We start from the raw sequence: 19,718 nt of genomic DNA on the forward strand, positions 1-19,718 counted from the left end.
CTGACTGAATTGACGCTTTCGCGAGCAAGCCCGCTCCCACATTGGTTTTCTGTCTCGACCCGATCTGGCGGTCAGCTCGAAGCCTTCGCCTTACCCGCATTCATCAGCACGACCACCGCCAGCAGCGCCGACAGGATCGAACCCAGCAATACGCCGACCTTCACCGAATCGACCAGATGCGGCGCGCCCGGGAAGGCCAGTGCGCCGATGAACAGGCTCATGGTGAAGCCGATCCCGCAGAGCAGGGCGACGCCGTACAGTTGCAGCCAGCTCGCGCCTTGCGGCAGTTGCGCCAGGCCGCTGCGAATCGCCAGAGCGCCGAGGCCGAGGATGCCGATCTGCTTGCCGAACAACAACCCCAGCGCCACGCCCAGTGGCACCGGCTCAAGCAGGTTGCTCGGGGAAATGCCAGTCAGCGACACCCCTGCGTTGGCAAAGCCGAAAATCGGCACCACGGCGAACGCTACCCACGGATGCATTTTTTCTTCGAGGTACAGCAGTGGCGAGTTGTGCTCGTCTTCCGGGTTACCCAGCGGAATGCACAGGGCCAGAATCACCCCGGCGAGGGTCGCGTGAATCCCCGATTGCAGCATGAAGAACCACAGCAGGGCGCCGGCGAACAGGTACGGCCACAGCTTTCTGACGCCGCAGCGGTTGAGGATCACCAGCAATGCGATCACCGCCAACGAGGCCAGCAGCATGCTTAACGACAGGCCGCTGGTGTAGAAAATCGCGATGATCACCACTGCGCCCAGATCATCAAGGATGGCCAGCGCAGAGAGGAAGATTTTCAGCGACACGGGCACCCGTTTGCCCAGCAACGACAGCACGCCCAAAGCGAAAGCAATGTCGGTGGCCGCGGGGATCGCCCAACCGCTCAGGGTCTGTGGATTGCCCCAGTTGATCGCAACGTAGATCAAGGCCGGGACCAGCATCCCGCCCAGCGCGGCGAAGCCCGGCAGCGCGCGCTGACCCCAGGTCGACAATTGACCGGCGAGCATTTCGCGCTTGATCTCCAGGCCCACCAGCATGAAGAAGATCGCCATCAGGCCATCATTCACCCAATGCTCGATCGACAGACCGGCGATCTTGATGTGCAAGGTCGAGAAATACGTGGCCGCCCAAGGCGAGTTGGCGACCAGCAGCGCGGCCAGGGCAGCGGCCATCAGAATCAGGCCACCGGCGGACTCGGCGGCGAAGAATCGGGTGAGAAAGGCCAGGGCAGACGGCGACTGCTGACGGGCAGGGGCAGCATGCGGGCGTGACGGATCGTGGCTCATAGGCACGGCGACTCCGCGCGGCGGCCCGACCTGCGCTGAATTAAACCTGCCCTGCCGCGTTGTTGCGGTGGCACCCGGGCGGCATTTTACACAATAGGTGGGGGAAGGCGCGGTTTTACTGACGGTTGCCCTTGAATCGAGCGTTTCCAAGGAATGAATTGCCGGGCTTAATAGGAAGCATTACTATTCACGCCTCTTTCCCCCAGCACGCTGTCATGAACCCCATGCTGCCCCGCAGACCCGGCTTTTTCGAGCATTACGAAGAGTTGATCGGCACCTGGACCCGGCGCCTGCGCAATCGCGCGCAGGCCGAGGATCTGGCGCACGACACCTTTGTGCGGGTGCTTGAATCCGATTCGGCAGCGGTGCAGCAGCCACGGGCGTATCTGCACCAGACCGCACGCAATATTGCGGTCGACGGTTATCGGCGTGAGGACCGGCGGGAAGCCATGGAGTCGCAGGCGATCGATCACAGTGTGTCGTCCACCGGCGACCCGGAGCATTACATGCAGGCGATCCAGCTGGCCGACTCCATCGAACGGGCGCTGCAGGAACTGCCGCTCAACTGCCGGAAGATTTTCGTCTGGCAGAAGATCGAAGGCCTGACCCAGGCGGAAATCGCTGAACGCCTGGGGCTGTCGAGGAACATGGTCGAAAAGTATATGATCCGCACCCTGCGCCACTTGCGCGATCGCCTCGACGGCATGCAGTCATGAGCGGCCGCCGCTTTTCATCCTCAGCCCGACAGGACATTCCATGATGGATACCCGTGATTGCGCGTGCGGGCAAACAACGGTGCGCGATGAAGCGGCAAGCTGGTTTGTGCGTTTACAGGAACCGCTGATCAGCGCCGACGAACAGCAGCGCTTCGACGACTGGCTGAACCAGCATCCGCAACACCGTGACGAATTCCAGTTGCTGCAAGGCCTGTGGACAGCGGCCGATCTGCTGCCGGCGCCACGCCTCAAGGCCCTGGTCGAAGCCCCGCCAACTCGCCGCGAACGTCGCCCGCTGCTGCGCTATGCGGTGGCGGCCAGTGTGCTGGCGGTGGCGCTCGGCCTCGGTTTGTTCAGTGGTCTGAATCACCCGGACGGCTATAGCGCCGAGTTCGCGACGGCGTTGGGTGAGCGCAAACATGTGGCGCTGCCGGACGGATCGGTGATCGACCTGAACAGCCGCAGCCGTCTGCAGGTTCGTTTTGAGAAGGATCGGCGGCTGATCGAATTGAGCGAAGGCGAGGCGCTGTTCAGCGTTCAGCACGACACCGCGCGCCCGTTCGTGGTCGAGGCCGGCAGCGGCAAGGTCACGGTCACCGGTACCCGTTTCGACGTGCGCCGCGATGTCACGCAAACCCGGGTCGCGGTGGAGCAGGGCACGGTCAAGGTGCAGGGGCGCAGTGCGCCGGACGACCAATTCATCAACCTGACCGCAGGCCTTGGCACCCATGTCGATGCCGAGGGCAAAGTCGCTGCCGCCTACGCGGTCAACCCCGCCGAACTGACGGCGTGGCGCAGCGGCAAACTGGTGTTCAACAACGCCAGACTCGGCGAAGTGGCGGCGGAAGTTTCGCGTTATCGCGACAAGCCGCTGACGGTCAGCAATCCGGCCGTGGCCAGTCTGCGCCTGACCAGCGTGTTCAAATCCGACAATACCGACGCCTTGCTCAAGGCCCTGCCAGACATCCTGCCGGTGGCCGTTCGCACCTTGGCCGATGGCAGTCAGGAAATAATTTCAAAATAAAATTCAGGTTTTTTTCGAGTTCATCGTCTTCCTGTTCAACTGCAACTGGTTTGCATTAACAGACGCACACTCTTGCGCTCCACAGGACTACGTTCGACGTGAAAAACACCTCAGCCAACAACAAAAAATCCCCTTGGTTGCCGCTGGCCCTCGCGCTGGCGGTCAATGCGGCGATGCCGCTGGCCTATGCCGTCGAGGCCATTCACATCCGCGCCCAGCCGCTGGGTCAGGCCCTGAGCGAACTGGCCCAGCAAACCTCGCTGCAAGTGTTTTTCAGCCCGGATCTGGTCGCCGGCAAACAGGCGCCGGCGGTTGACGGCAATCTTTCCCCCGAGCAGGCGTTGCGCCAATTGCTTCAGGGCAGCGGCCTCGACTATCAGATCAACGAAGGCTCGGTGACTCTGGCGCCAGTCGCAACCGCCGCCAGCAATGGCCCGCTGGAACTGGGCGTGACCGACATCAAAGTGGTCGGCGACTGGCTCGGTGACGCCGACGCCGCCGTGGTGCAGAACCACCCGGGCGCACGCACGGTGATCCGTCGCGAAGCCATGGTCGAACAGGGCGCGATGAACGTCAGTGATGTGCTCAAGCGTGTGCCCGGCGTGCAGGTGCAGGACTCCAACGGCACCGGCGGCAGCGACATTGCGCTGAACGTCGGCGTGCGTGGCCTGACTTCGCGCCTGTCGCCACGCTCCACCGTGCTGATCGACGGCGTGCCGGCCGCGTTCGCACCGTACGGCCAGCCGCAACTGTCGATGGCGCCGATCTCCTCGGGCAACCTCGACAGCATCGACGTGGTACGCGGTGCCGGTTCCGTGCGTTACGGCCCGCAAAACGTCGGCGGGGTGATCAACTTCGTCACCCGCGCCATTCCGGAAAAAGCCACCGGGGAAATCGGCACTACCCTGGAAACCACCCGTTACGGCGGCTGGAAGCACATCGACACGGCGTTTCTCGGCGGCACCGCCGACAACGGCATGGGCGTGGCGCTGTTGTATTCCGGGGTCAACGGCAACGGTTATCGCGAGCGCAACAACGGCAACGACATCGACGACGTGCTGCTCAAGACCCACTGGGCGCCGACCGATCAGGACGACTTCAGCCTCAATTTCCATTACTACGATGCCAGCGCCGACATGCCCGGTGGCCTGACGCAGAAGCAGTACGACGACAAGCCGTACGACTCGGTGCGCGATTACGACAACTTCAGCGGTCGGCGCAAAGACGTGTCGTTCAAGTGGATTCGGCAGATCGACGAGCGCACTCAGGCAGAAATCCTCACCTACTACACCGACAGCTTTCGCGGCAGCACCATCGCCGCCCGCGATCAGAAAACCCTCAGCTCGTACCCGCGATCCTATTACACCCTCGGTGTCGAGCCGCGAGTGTCGCGCGTGTTTGACGTCGGCCCGACCACCCAGGAAGTCAGCATTGGTTATCGCTACCTGAAAGAGGCGATGCACGAGCAGTCGAGCCGTCTGGCGCTGGTCAACAATCAGCCGGTGGTCACGCCGACGTCCGACGGCCATGTGTTCCAGGACCGCACCGGCGGCACCGAGGCCAACTCGGTGTATGTCGACAACAAGATCGACGTCGGCAACTGGACCATCACCCCGGGCATTCGCTTCGAACACATCAGCACTGACTGGCATGACCGCGCCGTGCTCGACACCGCAGGCAAACGCGTGCCGGAGAAAAACCGCAGCATCGAAAGCAACGAACCGCTACCAGCGCTGAGCGTGATGTATCACCTGTCGGACGCGTGGAAACTGTTCGCCAACTACGAAACCTCGTTCGGCAGTCTGCAGTATTTCCAGCTCGGCCAGGGCGGCGCGGGTGACCAGACCGCCAACGGCCTGGAGCCGGAAAAGGCCAAGACCTACGAGATCGGTACGCGCTACAACAATGACGTGTGGGGCGGGGAAGTGACGCTGTTCTACATCGACTTCGATGACGAGCTGCAATACATCAGCAACGATGTCGGCTGGACCAACCTCGGCGCGACCAAGCATCAGGGCATCGAAGCCTCGGTGCACTACGACATGGCAGCGCTCGATCCGCGTCTCGACGGTCTGACCGCCAACGCCGGTTTCACCTACACCCGTGCGACTTACGAAGGTGAAATTCCGGGCTTCAAGGGGCGTGATCTGCCGTTCTATTCGCGGCAGGTGGCGACTGTTGGCTTGCGCTACGACGTCAATCGCTGGACCTACAACATCGACGGTTTCGCCCAATCGAAACAGCGCTCGCCGGGCACCGGGGTCAACGCCGATGGCAGCTTCAACGGCAACTACATCACCGAAGGCACGGCCGACGGGCAGTACGGCGACATCCCGGGTTACGTGACCTGGAACGTGCGCGGCGGGTATGACTTCGGGCCGCAGGTGTCGAACCTGAAGCTCGGCGCCGGGGTGAAAAACGTCTTCGACAAGCAGTACTTCACCCGGTCCAGCGACAACAATTCGGGGATGTATGTGGGCGCGCCGCGGACGTTCTTTGTGCAGGCCAGCGTCGGATTCTAATGACGCCTGACCCTGTGGCGAGGGAGCTTGCTCCCGCTGGACTGCGCAGCAGGCCCGATTTTTTTGGGTCGCTTCGCAACCCGGCGGGAGCAAGCTCCCTCGCCACAATGATGGTGTTCAGACCTTGAGGACTTTGCCGCCAATCGCCACCGCCACCAACAGCACCGCCATCAACCCGAACGCAAAACTCAAACTGCTGGCATGGGCGACAAAGCCGATCACCGCCGGCCCCGCCAGAATTCCTGCGTAACCCAGCGTGGTGATCGCCGGCACCGCGATGCTTTCCGGCATCACCGTCTGCTTGCCCACCGCCGTGTACAGCACCGGCACGATGTTCGAGCAGCCGGCGCCGACCAGCGCATAACCGAGCAGCGCCGCTTCCCAGCTCGGGGCGAAGGTCGCCAGAAACAGGCCTGCCGCTGCCAACAGCCCGCCGAACAGAATGATCCGCGTGGCCCCGACACTGCGCACGATCCGGTCGCCCAGCAAGCGTCCCGCCGTCATGGTCAGGGCAAACGCGGCGTAACCCAATCCTGCATACGCCGTGTCGATCCCGCGTTCCTGCGCGAGAAACACCGCGCTCCAGTCCAGCGCCGCGCCTTCGGTGAGGAACACGATGAAGCACATCCCGCCGATGAACAGCACGATGCCGTGGGGAATGGCGAATGCCGGGCCGGAACTTTCACTGCCGTACGGCAGCATGTGTGGCACCGCTTTGAACAGCGCGCCGATCAATACCGCCACCACCACCAGCATCGCCGCCAGCGGCGTCAGCCCGAGGCCGAGCAGGGCGCTGACACCGGCCGCGCCGACAATCCCGCCGAGGCTGAACAGGCCATGAAACCCCGACATCATATTCTTGCCGCTGGCCCGCTCGACGATCACCGCTTGCAGGTTGACGGTCGAATCCACCGTGCCCAACCCGGCGCCAAACATGAACAGCGTGGCGATCAGCGCCGGTATCGACGACACCGTCGCCAGCAACGGCAGTGCCGCGCAAATCAGCAGGGTACCGCCGGTGGCGACTTTGCGGCAGCCGAAGCGCGTGGCGAGAATCCCCGCCAGCGGCATCGCCAGAATTGAGCCGACCCCCAGGCACAGCAACAGCAGACCCAACGTACCCTCATCGAGTCCGGCCCGGGCCTTGGCGTACGGCACCAGCGGCGCCCACGCGGCAATGCCGAGGCCGGCGATGAAAAAAGCGATGCGCGTCGACATCTGTTGCAGGCGTCCGGGGACGAAGGTGTCTTGGGGATTGAGGCTGGTCATATCGGTCCTTGGCAAAAAACGTCGCGTCCCCGAATGACAGTGATAGCGCGTCGAGGTTCGATCGCAGGTCTCGGGGGAGTGCAGCCGATATCCTAACCTGTAGGGATGAGTCTGCTCGCGATAGTGGTGTGTCAGCCAAAGAATATAGTGAGTGACACACCGCCTTCGCGAGCAAGCTCGCTTCCACAGTGATCTGCGCATGACAGCAGATTTGTGAGCGCCCGCCATTTAATGTGGGAGCGGGCTTGCTCGCGAAGGCGGTGGCTCCGGCAATGAATATGGCCGCTGACAAACCGCCATCGCGAGCAGGCTCACTCCTACAGGGGATCGCGGTTTACAGTGATGGCTTCGACTAGGTGAGTGAGGCTAGTGATGACGCAGTTTTACGATGCACGGGGCAATATCTACGGGGTGGTTTCGCCTCAGGCACTTCGTGAGGCGGGGATCGATTTGCCTGTCGGTGCCGCGCAGTGTGCCTTGTCGAGACAGGCATGGAGTCAGGCAGCCATTGCGCTGTGCTGCGACTGGCCCGAGGGGCAGCGTCCGGCGGGGAGCAAATCGCACCGCAGCGATGGCCTGCTGATCGGCCCGTTTCAGTCGGCAGCGCCGTTCGATGTGCTGATCGTCAACACTGACGGCACCTTGGCCGAGCGCAGTGGCAACGGTCTGACGATCTTTTCCCAAGCGTTGCTTGAGCAGGGGCTGATGCCGGAAGAAGGCGCGTTGCTGAAGGTGCATCACGACAAGGGTGATGCTGTGCAAACCGTGGTGAAACCGGCCGCAGTCGAAGACGCTAACGGCTTCTGGCTGGACCTCGGTCAACCGGGCTTCGGGCCTTCAGCGGTGGCCGCTCAAGGTGTTGAAAGCCGCGAATTCAATGGTCATGAAGTGAGCCACGTAACACCCTTGGCACAGCTCGATCCCGCGTGGCAGCACAGCCAGTTTGTGCGCATCGGCAACCCGCATTGTGTGACGTTGTTGAGCGACGTCGCCGAGCTGCCGAACAACTCACAAATGCGCGAATCGCCCTTGGCTGAAGGCCTGACCCGAATCGCCTACGCCATGCCGACTGGCGCCGGATTGCCATGCCCGGCGGGCGTCAATCTGCAATGGGCCGCGCTTGAGTCCGCGCAGCGCATCGTCGCCCGAGTATTCGAGCGTGGCGAAGGGCCGACGGCGTCTTCCGGCACCAGTGCCAGTGCGGTGGCGTGTGCGGCATGGCGAGTGAATTGGGTGACGGCGGGGGAGGTGGAAGTGATCATGCCCGGCGGCACCGCGCCGATTCTGCTCGAAGAAGTGCACGGAGAGCTGGTGCGGGTCAGGTTGTTCGGTGCGGCGCGGTTGATGGGCTGAGTTCTGAATCGTCATCGCTGGCAAGCCCGGCGCCCACATTGGATTCAGGTGGACACGAATAATGTTTCCACACAAAACCCTATGGGAGCCTGGCTTGCCAGCGATGAGGCCCGCAGAGTTACCCTGTCAAATGAGCCTTGAACAACGTCACCGACACTACATGATCATCCTGCACCGTCAACCAGAGCAGTGCACGTGGCGAAAGCTCATCCTCGAAACATTCAACAATCACCGTGTGCGCCGAACTGGCCTGTAGCGCCAGCCTTTGCGCATGTTTCAACTGGCGCTTTACCGCGCCACTCACAGGAATCGGTGCATGCCCGGCGCACACTTTTTCACAGAAGGCCTGTGCGACTTCACGGGGTGTCGGTGGGGGCGGTGAGGTCAGGCCGGCTTCGTCGAACAGCCGATTGAGTTGCTCCGCTGCGCTGACCGCCCGAGGAAAACCGGCAAATGCCGAGGCCTGCAACAACACTTCGGTCATTTCGCCGGGCGCCAGCCCCGAGGCCATTCCCGTCTTGAGGTGCACACTCAGCGGCGGACCGACCATCCCCGAGGCGACAATTGCAGCAAACGATACGGCTTCACGCAAACGCGGGTCGAGGCCGGGGCGCGCATGCAAATGCCCGTAAACCACACCCACCGCCAACTCGCCCAACGCGGGCACGGTGTGAAACAGTGCATCGAGACGAGCGCCTCCATCGGGTACAAGTCCGGTAAAGGTATGACGGCCTTCTTGGTACAGCGTGGCCATGGGAGAAGGTTTGTGATTCATGGAGAAATCCTCAAGCCAATGAGGATGGCGGTTGATCAACTACGCACGAACTTCAGCATGAAAAAGCGTCCATCGAGGTGGGGGGAAATCGGCGTCATCGCGACGCCGATATGATTATCCTAGACGAACTCCACCACCGGCATCTGCCGCTGCATCAGCACCTTGCCGCCGCGAATCGAATACAGCGGCAGGCCCTGGCTGCGGATCACTTCGTAATCGCTGTCCGCCGACAGAATCAGCAGGTTCGCCGGGCGTCCCTCTACCAGCCCATAACGCTCGCCCAGGTGCATGGCCTTGGCGCTGTTGTCGGTGACCAGATCCAGCGCGTTCTGCAGGTTGCGGTAACCGAGCATGTGGCAGATGTGCAACCCGGCTTCCAGCACGCGCAGGATGTTGCCGTTGCCCAGCGGGTACCACGGATCGACGATCGAGTCCTGGCCGAAACACACGTTCATCCCGGCCTCCAGCAATTCATTCACGCGGGTCACGCCACGGCGTTTCGGGAAGTTGTCGAAGCGCCCCTGCAGGTGAATGCTTTCGGTCGGGCACGAGACGAAACTGATCCCGGAATGCCCGAGCAGGCGAAACAGTTTGGCGCAGTAGGCGTTGTCGTAAGAGCCCATTGCCGTGGTGTGGCTGGCGGTGACCCGCGCACCCATGTCGCGGCTGCGCGCCTCTTCGGCGAGCACCTCAAGAAAGCGCGAGTGCGGGTCGTCGGTCTCGTCGCAATGCACATCGACCAGGCAGCCGGTGCGTTCGGCCAGGTCCATCAGAAACTTCACCGAACTGACGCCCTGATCACGGGTGTACTCGAAATGCGGAATGCCGCCGACCACATCGGCGCCCATGCGAATCGCTTCCTCCATCAGCTCGCGACCGTTGCGGAACGACTCGATGCCCTCTTGCGGGAACGCAACGATTTGCAGGTCGATCAGATGCCGGGATTCTTCGCGCACTTCGAGCATCGCCTTGAGCGCGGTGAGCTGCGGATCGGTGACATCGACGTGGGTGCGCACGTGCTGGATGCCGTGGGCGGCCAGGGCCTGGATGGTTTTCTTGGCGCGGGTTTTGGTGTCTTCTTCGGTGATGGTGACCTTGCGCTCGCCCCAGCACTCGATGCCCTCGAACAGCGTGCCACTCATGTTCCAGCGCGGCTCACCGGCCGTCAACGTGGCGTCGAGGTGGATGTGCGGCTCGACGAAGGGCGGCACCACCAGATTGCCGCCGGCGTCGAGGTCGCCGGGGTTGAGGGTCGGGGCTTCGGTCTGGCGGCCGATGCTGCGGATCAGGCCGTCTTCCAGGTGCAATTCGTGCAAACCGTCCTGGTTGCGCAGTCGGGCGTTGATGATGTGCATCAGGCGAATCCTTCTTATAGGTCTGGTAGTGGCGCACTGGCGCGACGGGCGCCGAGCAGGCCGGTGACGATGACATACGTTAGCGCGGCGGCGGCAATCCCTACCAGCGGCGCGACCCAGGGCGAGTGGAACGCGGCGAGCGTGCCGACCGCGTAAGCCCCCAGCCCCGGCCAGTTGAACGCCGGTAGCCGTGCGTCGGCCAGCCGCGGATAGCGCCCGCGCCAGCGGAAGAAAAAGTCGGCCATGATCACCCCGCCAATCGGCGGAATCACCGTGCCCAGCAGAATCAGGTACGGCACCAGCATGTCGTACATACCCAGCAGGGCGAGCAGGGTGCCGATCACCGCGCCGGCCAGGGTCACGGTTTTGCGCCGTCCGGTGCGCAGCAGGTTGCAGCCGGCGACGGCAAAGTTGTAGATGGTGTTGTCCTGGGTGCTCCAGATATTCAGCAACAGCATCGCCATCGCGGCCATGGCGAAACCTTGCAGCAGCAACACTTCAACCACGTCGGGCTGCTGATAGACAATCGCACCGTAGGCGCCGATCAGCACCATCAGGCCATTGCCGATGAAAAATCCGATCAGGCTGGCCAGCACGGCAACCCGTGCCGAGCGCGAGAAGCGGGTCCAGTTGGTGGCCTGGGTCGCGCCGCTGACAAAGGTGCCGAACACCAGCGTGATCGCGGTCGACCAGTCCAGCGAACCCGTCGGCACCACGCTGAGCAAACCTTCGAGGCCACCGACTTTCACTGTCGCGACCCACATCGACAGCATCAGCAGCAACATCATCGCCGGCACCGCGATGTACGACAGAATCTCCAGACCGCGATACCCGACATACGCCGTGGCGCAGAACACCAGGCCGAACAGCACCATCAAGCCGAGCACCGCGCCTTGCTCCAGATCGAAGTATTTGCCGAGCACCACGGCGGCGGTTGCAGTGCCCCAGGCGTACCAGCCGATCTGGGTGAAACCGAGGATCAGGTCGCTGAGCTTGCTGCCGACTTCACCAAAACAGAAGCGCCCCATCAGCACGGAGTTAAGTCCGCTCTTGAAGGCGATATAACCGAGGCCCGCCGCATACAGACCGAGCAGCAGGTTACCGACGATGATCACCGCCAGCATCTCGCCAAAACTGAAGGCGACCCCAAGCTTGCCGCCGGCAAACATGGTTGCGGTGAAAAATGTGAATCCCAGTAACACCATGGCCGTGGAGGCCAGACCTTTTCGCGCGTGCATTGGGACTTCGCTGAGGGGGTAATCGTTGCCGGGGGCGTTCTGCGTCATGGGGCGTTCCTTGCTGGATTGGGGAGACGCGAAGCAAGTTGCAGTGGTCGTGCCAAATACCGTTATGCGGATTATGTATAGCCGAGTCAGGGATTTCGGCGCGAAAGCAGTGCACCAGAACGCACACAGGCCCAATGTGGGAGCGGGCTTGCTCGCGAAGGCGCCGGGTCAGCCATTGCAGGTGGCGACTGATGCAGCGCTTTCGCGAGCAAGCCCGCTCCCACCGTTTTGAACTGTGTTGGGGGTCAGAGGAAGCGCAGCAGGGCGGCGACGATGGCTTCCGGGGCGTCCTCCTGGACCAGATGGCCGGCGTTGGCGATTGGGTGAAATTGCGAACCGGGAATCATCTTGTGCAACGCCCGACCCCGCTTGATCGGAATCCACTGATCGGCTTCACCCCAGAGAATCTGCACCGGACAGCGGATGTTCGGGTACAGCGGTTCGGCCTCGCGGGTGTAGCGCTCGTCCATCTGCGCGATTTGCCGATAGAACGCCGCTTGCCCGGGATTGCCGAGCCACGGCTGCACGTAGGGCGCCAGTTCTGCGTCGGGGATGTCGCGGTGAATCGCCCCGCGAATGTAAGTCGGGACGATCGCGCGCTGAATGTAATCGGGCAGGCCGCTGAACGCCGCTTCATGCTGACGCACATGCTGCACGAACGGCGAACCCCACGGCGTCAGCGCCACCGGATCGATCAGCGTCAGGCTGCGGTAGTCCCTGCCATTGAGCAAGTGCGTGCGCAGTGCGGTGGCACCGCCGAAGTCGTGGGCGACCACGTCCGGGCGCTGGATGTTCCAGTGATCGAGCAACTGCGCGAGAAGTTGATTCTGTACGCCGAGGGAAACGTCGGCGTCCGGTTGTGCGGAGCGACCGTAGCCCAGCAGATCGAAATAATGCACCCGATGACTGGCAAAGAAATGCGGCGCGATGCGGTGCCACACATACGATGAAAACGGCGTGCCATGCACGAACACCAGTGGCGGGCCGTCACCGCGCACGGCGTGGCGCACCGGATGCCCATTGAAATCGAAGACCTGATCCAGCAGCCAGTCCGTCATCGACCTGTCCTCTTGGCGGGGTTGAGCCAAAAAGCATAGGCATAAAAAAACAGCCGTGAAGGCTGTTCTCTATTTTCCTGACAAACACCGATCCCTGTGTAGGAGCTGCCGAAGGCTGCGATCTTTTGACCTTGATCTTTAAAAACAAGATCAAAAGATCGCAGCCTGCGGCAGCTCCTACAGGGGGATTTGTGTTGGATCACTCACCGCGATAAATGCAACCGCTGGTGCAGGTCTCGTGAATGCGGATCGCGCTGAGTTCCGGCAGCAGGGGCTTCATTTCATTCCAGATGAATTTGGCCAGGACTTCGCTGGTCGGGTTTTCCAGGCCGGGAATGTCGTTCAGGTAGTTGTGATCCAGACGCTCGTACAGCGGCTTGAAAATCGCCTTGATCTCAGAGAAATCGCGGATCCAGCCGGTGTGCGGATCGAGGTCGCCGCTCAGGTGAATCGCCACCTTGAACGAGTGACCGTGCAGGCGTCCGCACTTGTGGCCGTCCGGGACGTGCGGCAAGCGGTGGGCGGATTCGAAAGTAAATTCCTTGAAGATTTCCACAGTATTTTCGGCTCTGTTCAGGTGGCGTTCGCCGCAGCGATTCGGGCAGGCGGCGAGTTTACCAGCTTGTGTTTGGCGATGCGGGAAAACACTGACTAAAGGGTCAGCAAGCGCTCGACGAGGCGACCGTTGGTGGTCAGTTCGAGAAACTCGTCGCCCAGTCGGCGGCTCTCGTCCATCGCCGCGTGCCAGTACTTTTGGCGGCTCGGCGCATCACCCATGAAGCGCTTGAAGTCGTTACGGTCGGGCAGTTTGCCGTAGGGCAGCCGTGCCAGATATTCCTTGGATGGCGCGAGCAACAGCACGTCCTGCAAGCGCTCGACCGACGCGCGGCGCCACGGCAGGGTCTTGTCGAACCAGCCCGGAATCACCCGGTCGGTGAAGTGCGGATAGAGCACGATGCCGTCGCCGCTGTAGGGCAGGTCGAGGTGGTAGTCGAGCAGCCCGCCATCGCGGAACGTGCCGGCACCGGCACCCGGCAGGTCACGCACGCCTTCCATGACCATCGGGATCGAGCCCGAGGCCAGCAGCGCCTGACGCAAGTTGCCGGCATTCAGGGCGACGAAGCGCGACGGAAAGTCATTCAGCGCATTCACCGGCGGGGCGAGGCGCGGGTCATGAATGATCAGCCGTTCGAAGTGCCGCGACAGCCGCGCGCGGCCGCGCAGGTTATCGGCGATCACCGAACCCAGCGCCAGACCGAGGCGGCCACGATGATCGTCGGCCAGGCGTCCGTGGCTTTTCACCACCATGATGTTCAGGCGGTAGTCGGCGTTGTTGAGGATGCTGGCGTCGCGGCCGTCGAGCAGGTCATTGAGCATGCGCTGCGAGCTCTGGCTGATCGCGGCCATGGTCACGCCTTTGTTGAAGTTCTGCTCGGCGTACAACTGACCGAGGCGGCGTATGCCTTCGGCGGCGTCCGGCAGGCAGGCGCTGGCGAAGCGCCAGGAACCGACCGACGCGCCGATCAGCGAGCGCTCACGCGGCGCGCTCGGCAGCCATTCACCGAACAACGCCAGGTCCAGCCCCTGAATCCCCAGAGCCTTCGGCCCGCCGGCCGCACCGGGCAGGGTGCCGACGTCAGCGGCGTTCAGACCCTGAGCGCGAATGCGCGCCATGGCCCGTGGGCCGGCCTTGAGGGTGAGGGCGGGGAACTTGATGTGGATGGCAGTCATACCGGTCTCGATCGTTAGCAAGCGAACAATTATAAGCACATGTTGCAAAACACTGTAGGAGTGAGCCTGCTCGCGATAGCGGTGTATCAGACATATCAATGCTCAATGACACATCGTAATCGCGAGCAGGCTCACTCCTACAGGGGAAATGTGTTGCTCTGGGGCAATGATGGCAATTCAGTTTCAGTTAAGTTCGCACCGCTATGGTGCCCACCGTAGCTGCACATAAAAATACGGAGACACCCATGAGAACCCTGACTGCCCTGTCCATTGCCTCGATCATCGGCCTGACCGCCAGCCTCGCCCATGCCCGCGATCTTGGCCCCGATGAAGCCCTGCGCCTGCGCGACGCTGGTACTATCGTCTCCTTCGAGAAGCTCAACGCCACGGCGCTGACCAAACATCCGGGGTCGACCATCACCGATACCGAGCTGGAAGAGCAGTACGGCAAGTACATCTATCAGATCGAAATGCGTGATCCGCAAGGGCTGGAGTGGGACCTGGAATTGGACGCTGTGACTGGGCAGGTTCTCAAGGATCATCAGGATACGTAATGAAGGTTAATGTTCGCGCCACCCGCCGCACGGCGCTGGCGCTGGTGATGTGTTGTTCGACGGCCATGGCCCGCGATCTCGGTCCGGACGAAGCGCTGGATCTGCGCAAGCAGGGCGTGATTCTGCCGCTTGAGCAAGTGCTGCAGCAGGCAATGGATCGTTACCCCGGCGCAAAACTGCTGGAAGTCGAGCTGGAAGAAAAACACGACGTCTACATTTATGAAGTCGAGTTGCTGACCGTCGAAGGTGTCGCCCGTGAGTTGCACCTGAAGGCCGATACCGGCGAACTCGTGAAAGACAAGGAAGATTGACCGATGCGTTTGCTACTGGTGGAAGACCACGTGCCGCTGGCCGACGAACTGATCGCCGGCCTGCAGCGCCAAGGCTACGCGGTGGACTGGCTGGCGGACGGGCGCGATGCGGTTTATCAGGGCAGCAGCGAGCCCTATGACCTGATCATTCTCGACCTCGGCCTGCCCGGCGTTCCCGGGCTGGAGGTGCTGGCGCAGTGGCGTGCCGGTGGCCTGGCGACCCCGGTGCTGATCCTCACCGCCCGCGATTCCTGGGCCGAGCGCATCGAAGGCCTGAAGGCTGGCGCCGACGATTACCTGACCAAACCGTTCCACCCTGAAGAACTGCACCTGCGGGTGCAGTCGTTGCTGCGCCGCTCCAAGGGCCAGGCCAACCAGCCGACGCTCAAGGCCGCCGGCCTGCATCTGGACGAAGGCCGCCAGTGCGTGATTCGCGACGGCAGCGAGATTCAGCTGACCGCCGCCGAATTCCGCCTGCTGCGTTATTTCATGCTGCACCCGGAACAGATCCTGTCGAAAACCCACCTCGCCGAGCACCTCTACGACGGCGAGACCGAGCGTGACTCCAACGTCCTTGAAGTTCACGTCAACCACCTGCGGCGCAAGCTCGGCAAAGCGGTGATCGAAACCCGTCGCGGCCAGGGTTACCTGTTCGGCGGGCAAGCTTCGTGAGGTCGATCCAGCGCCGTTTGAGCCTGGGATTGATCAGCGTGATGGTGATCGTCGGCCTGGTGCTGGCGCAAACCAGCCTGTGGCTGTTTGAAGTCGGTTTGCAGCGTTATCTCGAAGCCGGTCTGCGCAACGACAGCGAAAGCCTGCTGGTCGCGCTGGTGCGTGGCCCGCAAGGTTTGCAACTGGATGAGCGGCACCTGTCGCCGGCCTATCAGCGACCGTTTTCCGGGCATTACTTCCGCATCGACTTTGCCGACAGCCACTGGCGCTCGCGTTCGCTGTGGGATCAGGATCTGCCGCTGCTGGACCACCCGGGTTTGCACAGCAACCTGCAACTGGGGCCGGACGGTCAGCAGTTGCTGGTATTGCGTTCGGACTATCGCCGGCTGGGGCAGTCGATCTCGATCAGCGTCGCCCAGGATTACACCCCGGTGCGCGAGAGTTTCCAGCGCATGCGCCAGATCGGCCTCGGTCTGGGCCTGGCCGGTTTGCTGCTGATTCTGCTGCTGCAACGGCTGACGGTGCGCCGCGCGTTGAAGCCGCTGGAACGCGCTCGCGAGCAGATCGCCCAGTTGCAACAGGGCCAGCGCTCGCAACTGGACGATCAGGTGCCGGTCGAGCTGGAGCCGCTGGTGGCGCAGATCAACCATTTGCTCGCGCACACCGAAGACAGCCTCAAGCGCTCGCGCAATGCGCTGGGCAATCTGGGGCATGCGCTGAAAACCCCGCTGGCGGTGCTGCTGAGTCTGGCCTCGAGCGAGAAACTCGACGCCCACCCGGAGTTGCGCCGAATCCTCAAGGAGCAACTGGAGCAGGTGCAACAGCGGCTCAATCGTGAACTCAATCGCGCACGGTTGTCCGGAGATGCGCTGCCCGGTGCGCTGTTTGATTGTGATGCGGAACTGCCGGGACTGCTGGCGACGCTGAACATGATCCACGGCGAGCATCTGGCGCTGAGCTACGTTGCGCCGCCGGGGCTGCAACTGCCGTGGGATCGCGAGGACTTGCTGGAGCTGCTCGGCAACCTGCTGGACAACGCCTGCAAATGGGCGGACGCCGAGGTGCGTCTGAGTGTGATCGAACGTACTGACGGCTACGCCCTGAGCATTGAAGATGACGGGCCGGGGATTCCTGAAGAGCAGCGCACTCAAGTGTTCAGCCGTGGCACGCGGCTCGATGAGCAGACTGACGGGCATGGGTTGGGGCTGGGAATTGTGCGCGATATCGTCGAGACGTGGGGCGGGTTGCTGGTGTTGGGCGAGAGTGAGTGGGGCGGGTTGAAGGTGGTGATCGAGTTGCCTAAACGCTAACCCCGCCCTGCCAAAGAACTGTAGGAGTGAGCCTGCTCGCGATTGCGCCGATACATTCGAAATCAATGTGTCTGACAAACCGCTATCGCGAGCAGGCTCACTCCTACAGGGACGGATGGTTTTCAGACCCGGAACTGATCCATCAGACTCTGCTGCTGATTCGCCAGGCTGTTCAGCGACTGGCTGACGCGCGCCGACTCATTGGCCTGTCCGGACAGCGATTCGGTCACGTCACGAATGGTGGCCACGTTGTTGTTGATCTCCTCGGCCACCGCGCTCTGTTCTTCCGCCGCGCTGGCGATCTGCAGGTTCATGTCGCTGATCACCGTCACCGCATCGCCGATCTGGCGCAGTGCGGTCACCGCTTGCCCGACCTGTTCGACACTGCCCTGAGCCTGACGATGGCTGTTGCCCATCGACCCCACCACGTCCTGGGTGCCGGTCTGCAGTTGCTCGATGACCTGACGGGTTTCCTCCACCGACTCTTGGGTGCGGCGGGCGAGGTTGCGCACTTCGTCGGCGACCACGGCAAAACCACGCCCGGCTTCACCGGCACGCGCTGCTTCGATCGCCGCGTTGAGCGCCAACAGGTTGGTCTGTTCGGCGATGGCGCGGATGGTTTCCAGCACGGTGCCGATCTTCTCGCTGTTGGCGGCCAGGCCTTCGACCTGCACCATCGCAGCGCTCATGTCGGCGGCGAGGGTGTCGATGCTCGCGGTGGTGCGGTCGATCACGGTCAGGCCCTGACGGGTGGCGCGGTCGGCGTCCTTGGCCGCTTCGGCGGCTTGCGCGGCGCTGCGTGCAACGTCCTGCGCGGTGGCGCTCATTTCGTGGGAGGCAGTGGCGACCTGATCGACCTGACGGTATTGCTGCTCCATGCCGGCGCTGGTCTGGGTGGCGATGGCCGAGGACTGGTCGGCGGTGTTGCGCGCATCCTGCACCGAGCGTTTCACCTCGGCGATGATCGGCTGCAACTTGTCGAGGAACTTGTTGAACCAGCCGGCCAGTTGACCGAGTTCATCCTGCTTGTCGTAGGCCAGACGCCGGGTCAGATCACCTTCGCCACTGGCGATGTCTTCGAGCATGTTGGCCACGCCGAGGATCGGTTTGGTCACGCTGCGCGCCATCAGCCACACCAGCAGCAGGCCGACCAGGGCTGCGAGCACGCCGAGGCTCAGTTCGATCAGAGTACCGGAGTTGTTGCTCGCATCCAGTTGCTGCTTGAGCGCTTCGGCGCGGCTGACCAGCACCTTTTCCGGCACGTCGAGCAACACGGCCCACGACGGCCCGCCGGGGATCGGCTGGAACGGCGACAGGACTTTCAACTGGCCGTTGCTGTGCAGGCTGCTGACGCTGCTGCTGGCCGCGAGCTGACGCAACAGTTCGGCACCACTGACGGTGTCCACGGCATCCAGACGCTTGCTCAGCTTGCTGGCGTCCGGGCTGTAGCCGGCGAGCAGGCCGGTGGGGCTGATGATGCTCACGGCGGTCTGGCCGTCGTAGAGTTTTTTGCTCGCGCCCTGGCTGATCGCCTGCAGGCTGTTGAGATTGATGTCCACCGACAGCGAGGCGATGACTTTGCCGTTGACCATCAGCGGGAAGACGATGCTGGTCATCAGCACGTTCTGGCCGTCGATCACATAGAAGTACGGTTCGATCACGCACGGCTTGAGCGTGGTGCGCGGGCAGGTGAACCAGGCGTTGGCCGCCTGACCGCTGGGGCCGGTGCTGGTATCGGTCATGTCGCTTTCCGGCAGGGCCATCGAGGTGACTTTGCCGGGAGTCGGCTGCGACCAGTACAGGGCGAAGCGGCCCTTGTCGTTGCTGCCGAGTTCAGCCTGACCGGCGAACAGTTCATCCTTGCCATCCAGCGCGTTGGCTTCGAACACCAGCGACAGACCGAGCAGATCCGGGTTGGCCTGCAGGGCGGACTTGACCTGACGGGTCATGTCTTCGCGCAGGTCGAAGGCGTCGAGGAAGCGCTTCTCGGCCTGTTCACGCAGGAACAGCACCTGACGCGAGAAGCCGTGGCCGTACTGATAGGCATCCATGAACTGCTGGCGAATCCCGGCAGCCTGCACTTCGCCTTGCGATTCAATGCGCGCTTGGGCCGACTCGGTCAGCATCTCCATGCTCGAAGCCTTCACCAGCTCGGAGCTGTGCTCCATGCGGTACAGCGAAAGACCCACCAGCAGGGTCACGATGCCCGCCAGGCACAGGCCGGCGAGCAGGGTGATTTTCCATTGAATGGAAAGTTGTCTGAGCGACATGGAGACGTCCTTATTCGATAAATATCTGAGACTTTGCACTGTAACGGCCGCGTTTCGGCTTTCTTTATTGTTCAAGTGCAATATGACTAATTGCCGCAGCTGAGTGACATTTAGCCCCCTGTGGCGAGGGAGCTTGCTCCCGCTGAGGTGCGCAGCGCCCCAAACTCTGTTAATGCGGTCATTCAGGCATAACGCGTCTACCGGTTTTGCGACTGCTGCGCAGCCGAGCGGG

Annotated in this window: 17 protein-coding genes and 1 pseudogene; 8 read left to right on the top strand and 10 right to left on the bottom strand. The window is 62.4% G+C overall.

Going from position 1 to position 19,718, the window contains the following annotated elements; genetic code table 11:
* Positions 1 to 71: 71 nt before the first annotated feature.
* Positions 72 to 1,280, bottom strand: a complete 1,209-nt coding sequence (gene nhaA, locus ACS4NR_RS03880; RefSeq protein ID WP_456020353.1) for a Na+/H+ antiporter NhaA — start codon at positions 1,278 to 1,280, stop codon at positions 72 to 74.
* A gap of 215 nt (positions 1,281 to 1,495) precedes the next feature.
* Here nhaA and ACS4NR_RS03885 point away from each other — a divergent pair, with 215 nt between their 5' ends.
* From ACS4NR_RS03885 to ACS4NR_RS03895, 3 genes are all read left to right on the top strand, one after another.
* On the top strand, positions 1,496 to 1,996 hold the full coding sequence (locus ACS4NR_RS03885) for a sigma-70 family RNA polymerase sigma factor (RefSeq protein ID WP_003223490.1): 501 nt from the start codon (positions 1,496 to 1,498) through the stop codon (positions 1,994 to 1,996).
* A 40-nt stretch (positions 1,997 to 2,036) separates the two neighbouring features.
* Entirely contained in the window at positions 2,037 to 3,020 is a 984-nt protein-coding gene (locus tag ACS4NR_RS03890; protein ID WP_456019138.1) for a FecR family protein, read from the top strand.
* 98 nt (positions 3,021 to 3,118) lie between these two features.
* Complete coding sequence (locus tag ACS4NR_RS03895) at positions 3,119 to 5,542, top strand: TonB-dependent siderophore receptor (protein WP_456019139.1); 2,424 nt, start codon at positions 3,119 to 3,121, stop codon at positions 5,540 to 5,542.
* A 117-nt stretch (positions 5,543 to 5,659) separates the two neighbouring features.
* Here the strand turns inward: ACS4NR_RS03895 and ACS4NR_RS03900 are convergent, their stop codons facing one another.
* Positions 5,660 to 6,811 carry an MFS transporter gene (locus ACS4NR_RS03900; protein ID WP_007968263.1) on the bottom strand — a complete coding sequence of 384 codons (1,152 nt, stop codon included), beginning with the start codon at positions 6,809 to 6,811 and terminating at the stop codon, positions 5,660 to 5,662.
* Between the two features lie 372 nt (positions 6,812 to 7,183).
* Between ACS4NR_RS03900 and ACS4NR_RS03905 the strand changes: the two genes are divergently transcribed.
* Positions 7,184 to 8,164, top strand: coding sequence for a diaminopimelate epimerase (locus ACS4NR_RS03905; protein ID WP_456019140.1), 981 nt, complete (start codon positions 7,184 to 7,186; stop codon positions 8,162 to 8,164).
* Between the two features lie 118 nt (positions 8,165 to 8,282).
* On the opposite strand, the gene ACS4NR_RS03910 is transcribed toward ACS4NR_RS03905, so the two are convergent.
* The 6 genes from ACS4NR_RS03910 to ACS4NR_RS03935 form a co-directional block, all read right to left on the bottom strand.
* Positions 8,283 to 8,939 (bottom strand): carboxymuconolactone decarboxylase family protein, encoded by a 657-nt coding sequence (locus ACS4NR_RS03910; RefSeq protein WP_456019141.1) that lies wholly within the window; start codon positions 8,937 to 8,939, stop codon positions 8,283 to 8,285.
* 119 nt (positions 8,940 to 9,058) lie between these two features.
* Positions 9,059 to 10,294, bottom strand: a complete 1,236-nt coding sequence (codA, locus tag ACS4NR_RS03915) for a cytosine deaminase (protein ID WP_456019142.1) — start codon at positions 10,292 to 10,294, stop codon at positions 9,059 to 9,061.
* 14 nt (positions 10,295 to 10,308) lie between these two features.
* A complete protein-coding gene (gene codB / locus ACS4NR_RS03920) occupies positions 10,309 to 11,580 on the bottom strand; it encodes a cytosine permease (RefSeq protein WP_456019143.1) in 1,272 nt (423 codons plus the stop codon).
* A gap of 245 nt (positions 11,581 to 11,825) precedes the next feature.
* Positions 11,826 to 12,638: an alpha/beta fold hydrolase gene (locus ACS4NR_RS03925; protein WP_456019144.1), complete on the bottom strand. Its 813-nt coding sequence runs from the start codon at positions 12,636 to 12,638 to the stop codon at positions 11,826 to 11,828.
* Positions 12,639 to 12,837: 199 nt separating this feature from the next.
* Complete coding sequence (gene queD / locus ACS4NR_RS03930) at positions 12,838 to 13,194, bottom strand: 6-carboxytetrahydropterin synthase QueD (RefSeq protein WP_003223505.1); 357 nt, start codon at positions 13,192 to 13,194, stop codon at positions 12,838 to 12,840.
* 95 nt (positions 13,195 to 13,289) lie between these two features.
* Complete coding sequence (locus ACS4NR_RS03935) at positions 13,290 to 14,369, bottom strand: patatin-like phospholipase family protein (RefSeq protein ID WP_456019145.1); 1,080 nt, start codon at positions 14,367 to 14,369, stop codon at positions 13,290 to 13,292.
* Between the two features lie 245 nt (positions 14,370 to 14,614).
* On the opposite strand from ACS4NR_RS03935, the gene ACS4NR_RS03940 reads away from it, so the two are divergent.
* From ACS4NR_RS03940 to ACS4NR_RS03955, 4 genes are read left to right on the top strand one after another with little or no spacing between them, the layout of a single operon-like run.
* Positions 14,615 to 14,923 carry a PepSY domain-containing protein gene (locus tag ACS4NR_RS03940; protein WP_095138727.1) on the top strand — a complete coding sequence of 103 codons (309 nt, stop codon included), beginning with the start codon at positions 14,615 to 14,617 and terminating at the stop codon, positions 14,921 to 14,923.
* The gene (locus tag ACS4NR_RS03945; protein ID WP_007915591.1) at positions 14,923 to 15,234 is read left to right on the top strand and encodes a PepSY domain-containing protein; all 312 of its coding nucleotides are present in this window, start codon (positions 14,923 to 14,925) and stop codon (positions 15,232 to 15,234) included. Before ACS4NR_RS03940 ends, ACS4NR_RS03945 begins: the two co-directional genes overlap by 1 nt.
* 3 nt (positions 15,235 to 15,237) lie before the next feature.
* Positions 15,238 to 15,906: a response regulator transcription factor gene (locus tag ACS4NR_RS03950; RefSeq protein WP_095138728.1), complete on the top strand. Its 669-nt coding sequence runs from the start codon at positions 15,238 to 15,240 to the stop codon at positions 15,904 to 15,906.
* Entirely contained in the window at positions 15,903 to 17,216 is a 1,314-nt protein-coding gene (locus ACS4NR_RS03955) for a sensor histidine kinase (protein ID WP_443532245.1), read from the top strand. Before ACS4NR_RS03950 ends, ACS4NR_RS03955 begins: the two co-directional genes overlap by 4 nt.
* A gap of 122 nt (positions 17,217 to 17,338) precedes the next feature.
* Here ACS4NR_RS03955 and ACS4NR_RS03960 read toward each other — a convergent pair whose 3' ends face one another.
* Both ACS4NR_RS03960 and ACS4NR_RS03965 read right to left on the bottom strand, forming a co-directional pair.
* Complete coding sequence (locus tag ACS4NR_RS03960; protein WP_371262551.1) at positions 17,339 to 18,094, bottom strand: methyl-accepting chemotaxis protein; 756 nt, start codon at positions 18,092 to 18,094, stop codon at positions 17,339 to 17,341.
* Between the two features lie 102 nt (positions 18,095 to 18,196).
* Positions 18,197 to 19,486 (bottom strand): annotated as a pseudogene (locus ACS4NR_RS03965) (HAMP domain-containing protein); the annotation flags it as partial.
* Positions 19,487 to 19,718 lie beyond the last annotated feature (232 nt).

The sequence above is a fragment of the Pseudomonas sp. JQ36 genome (assembly GCF_053851495.1).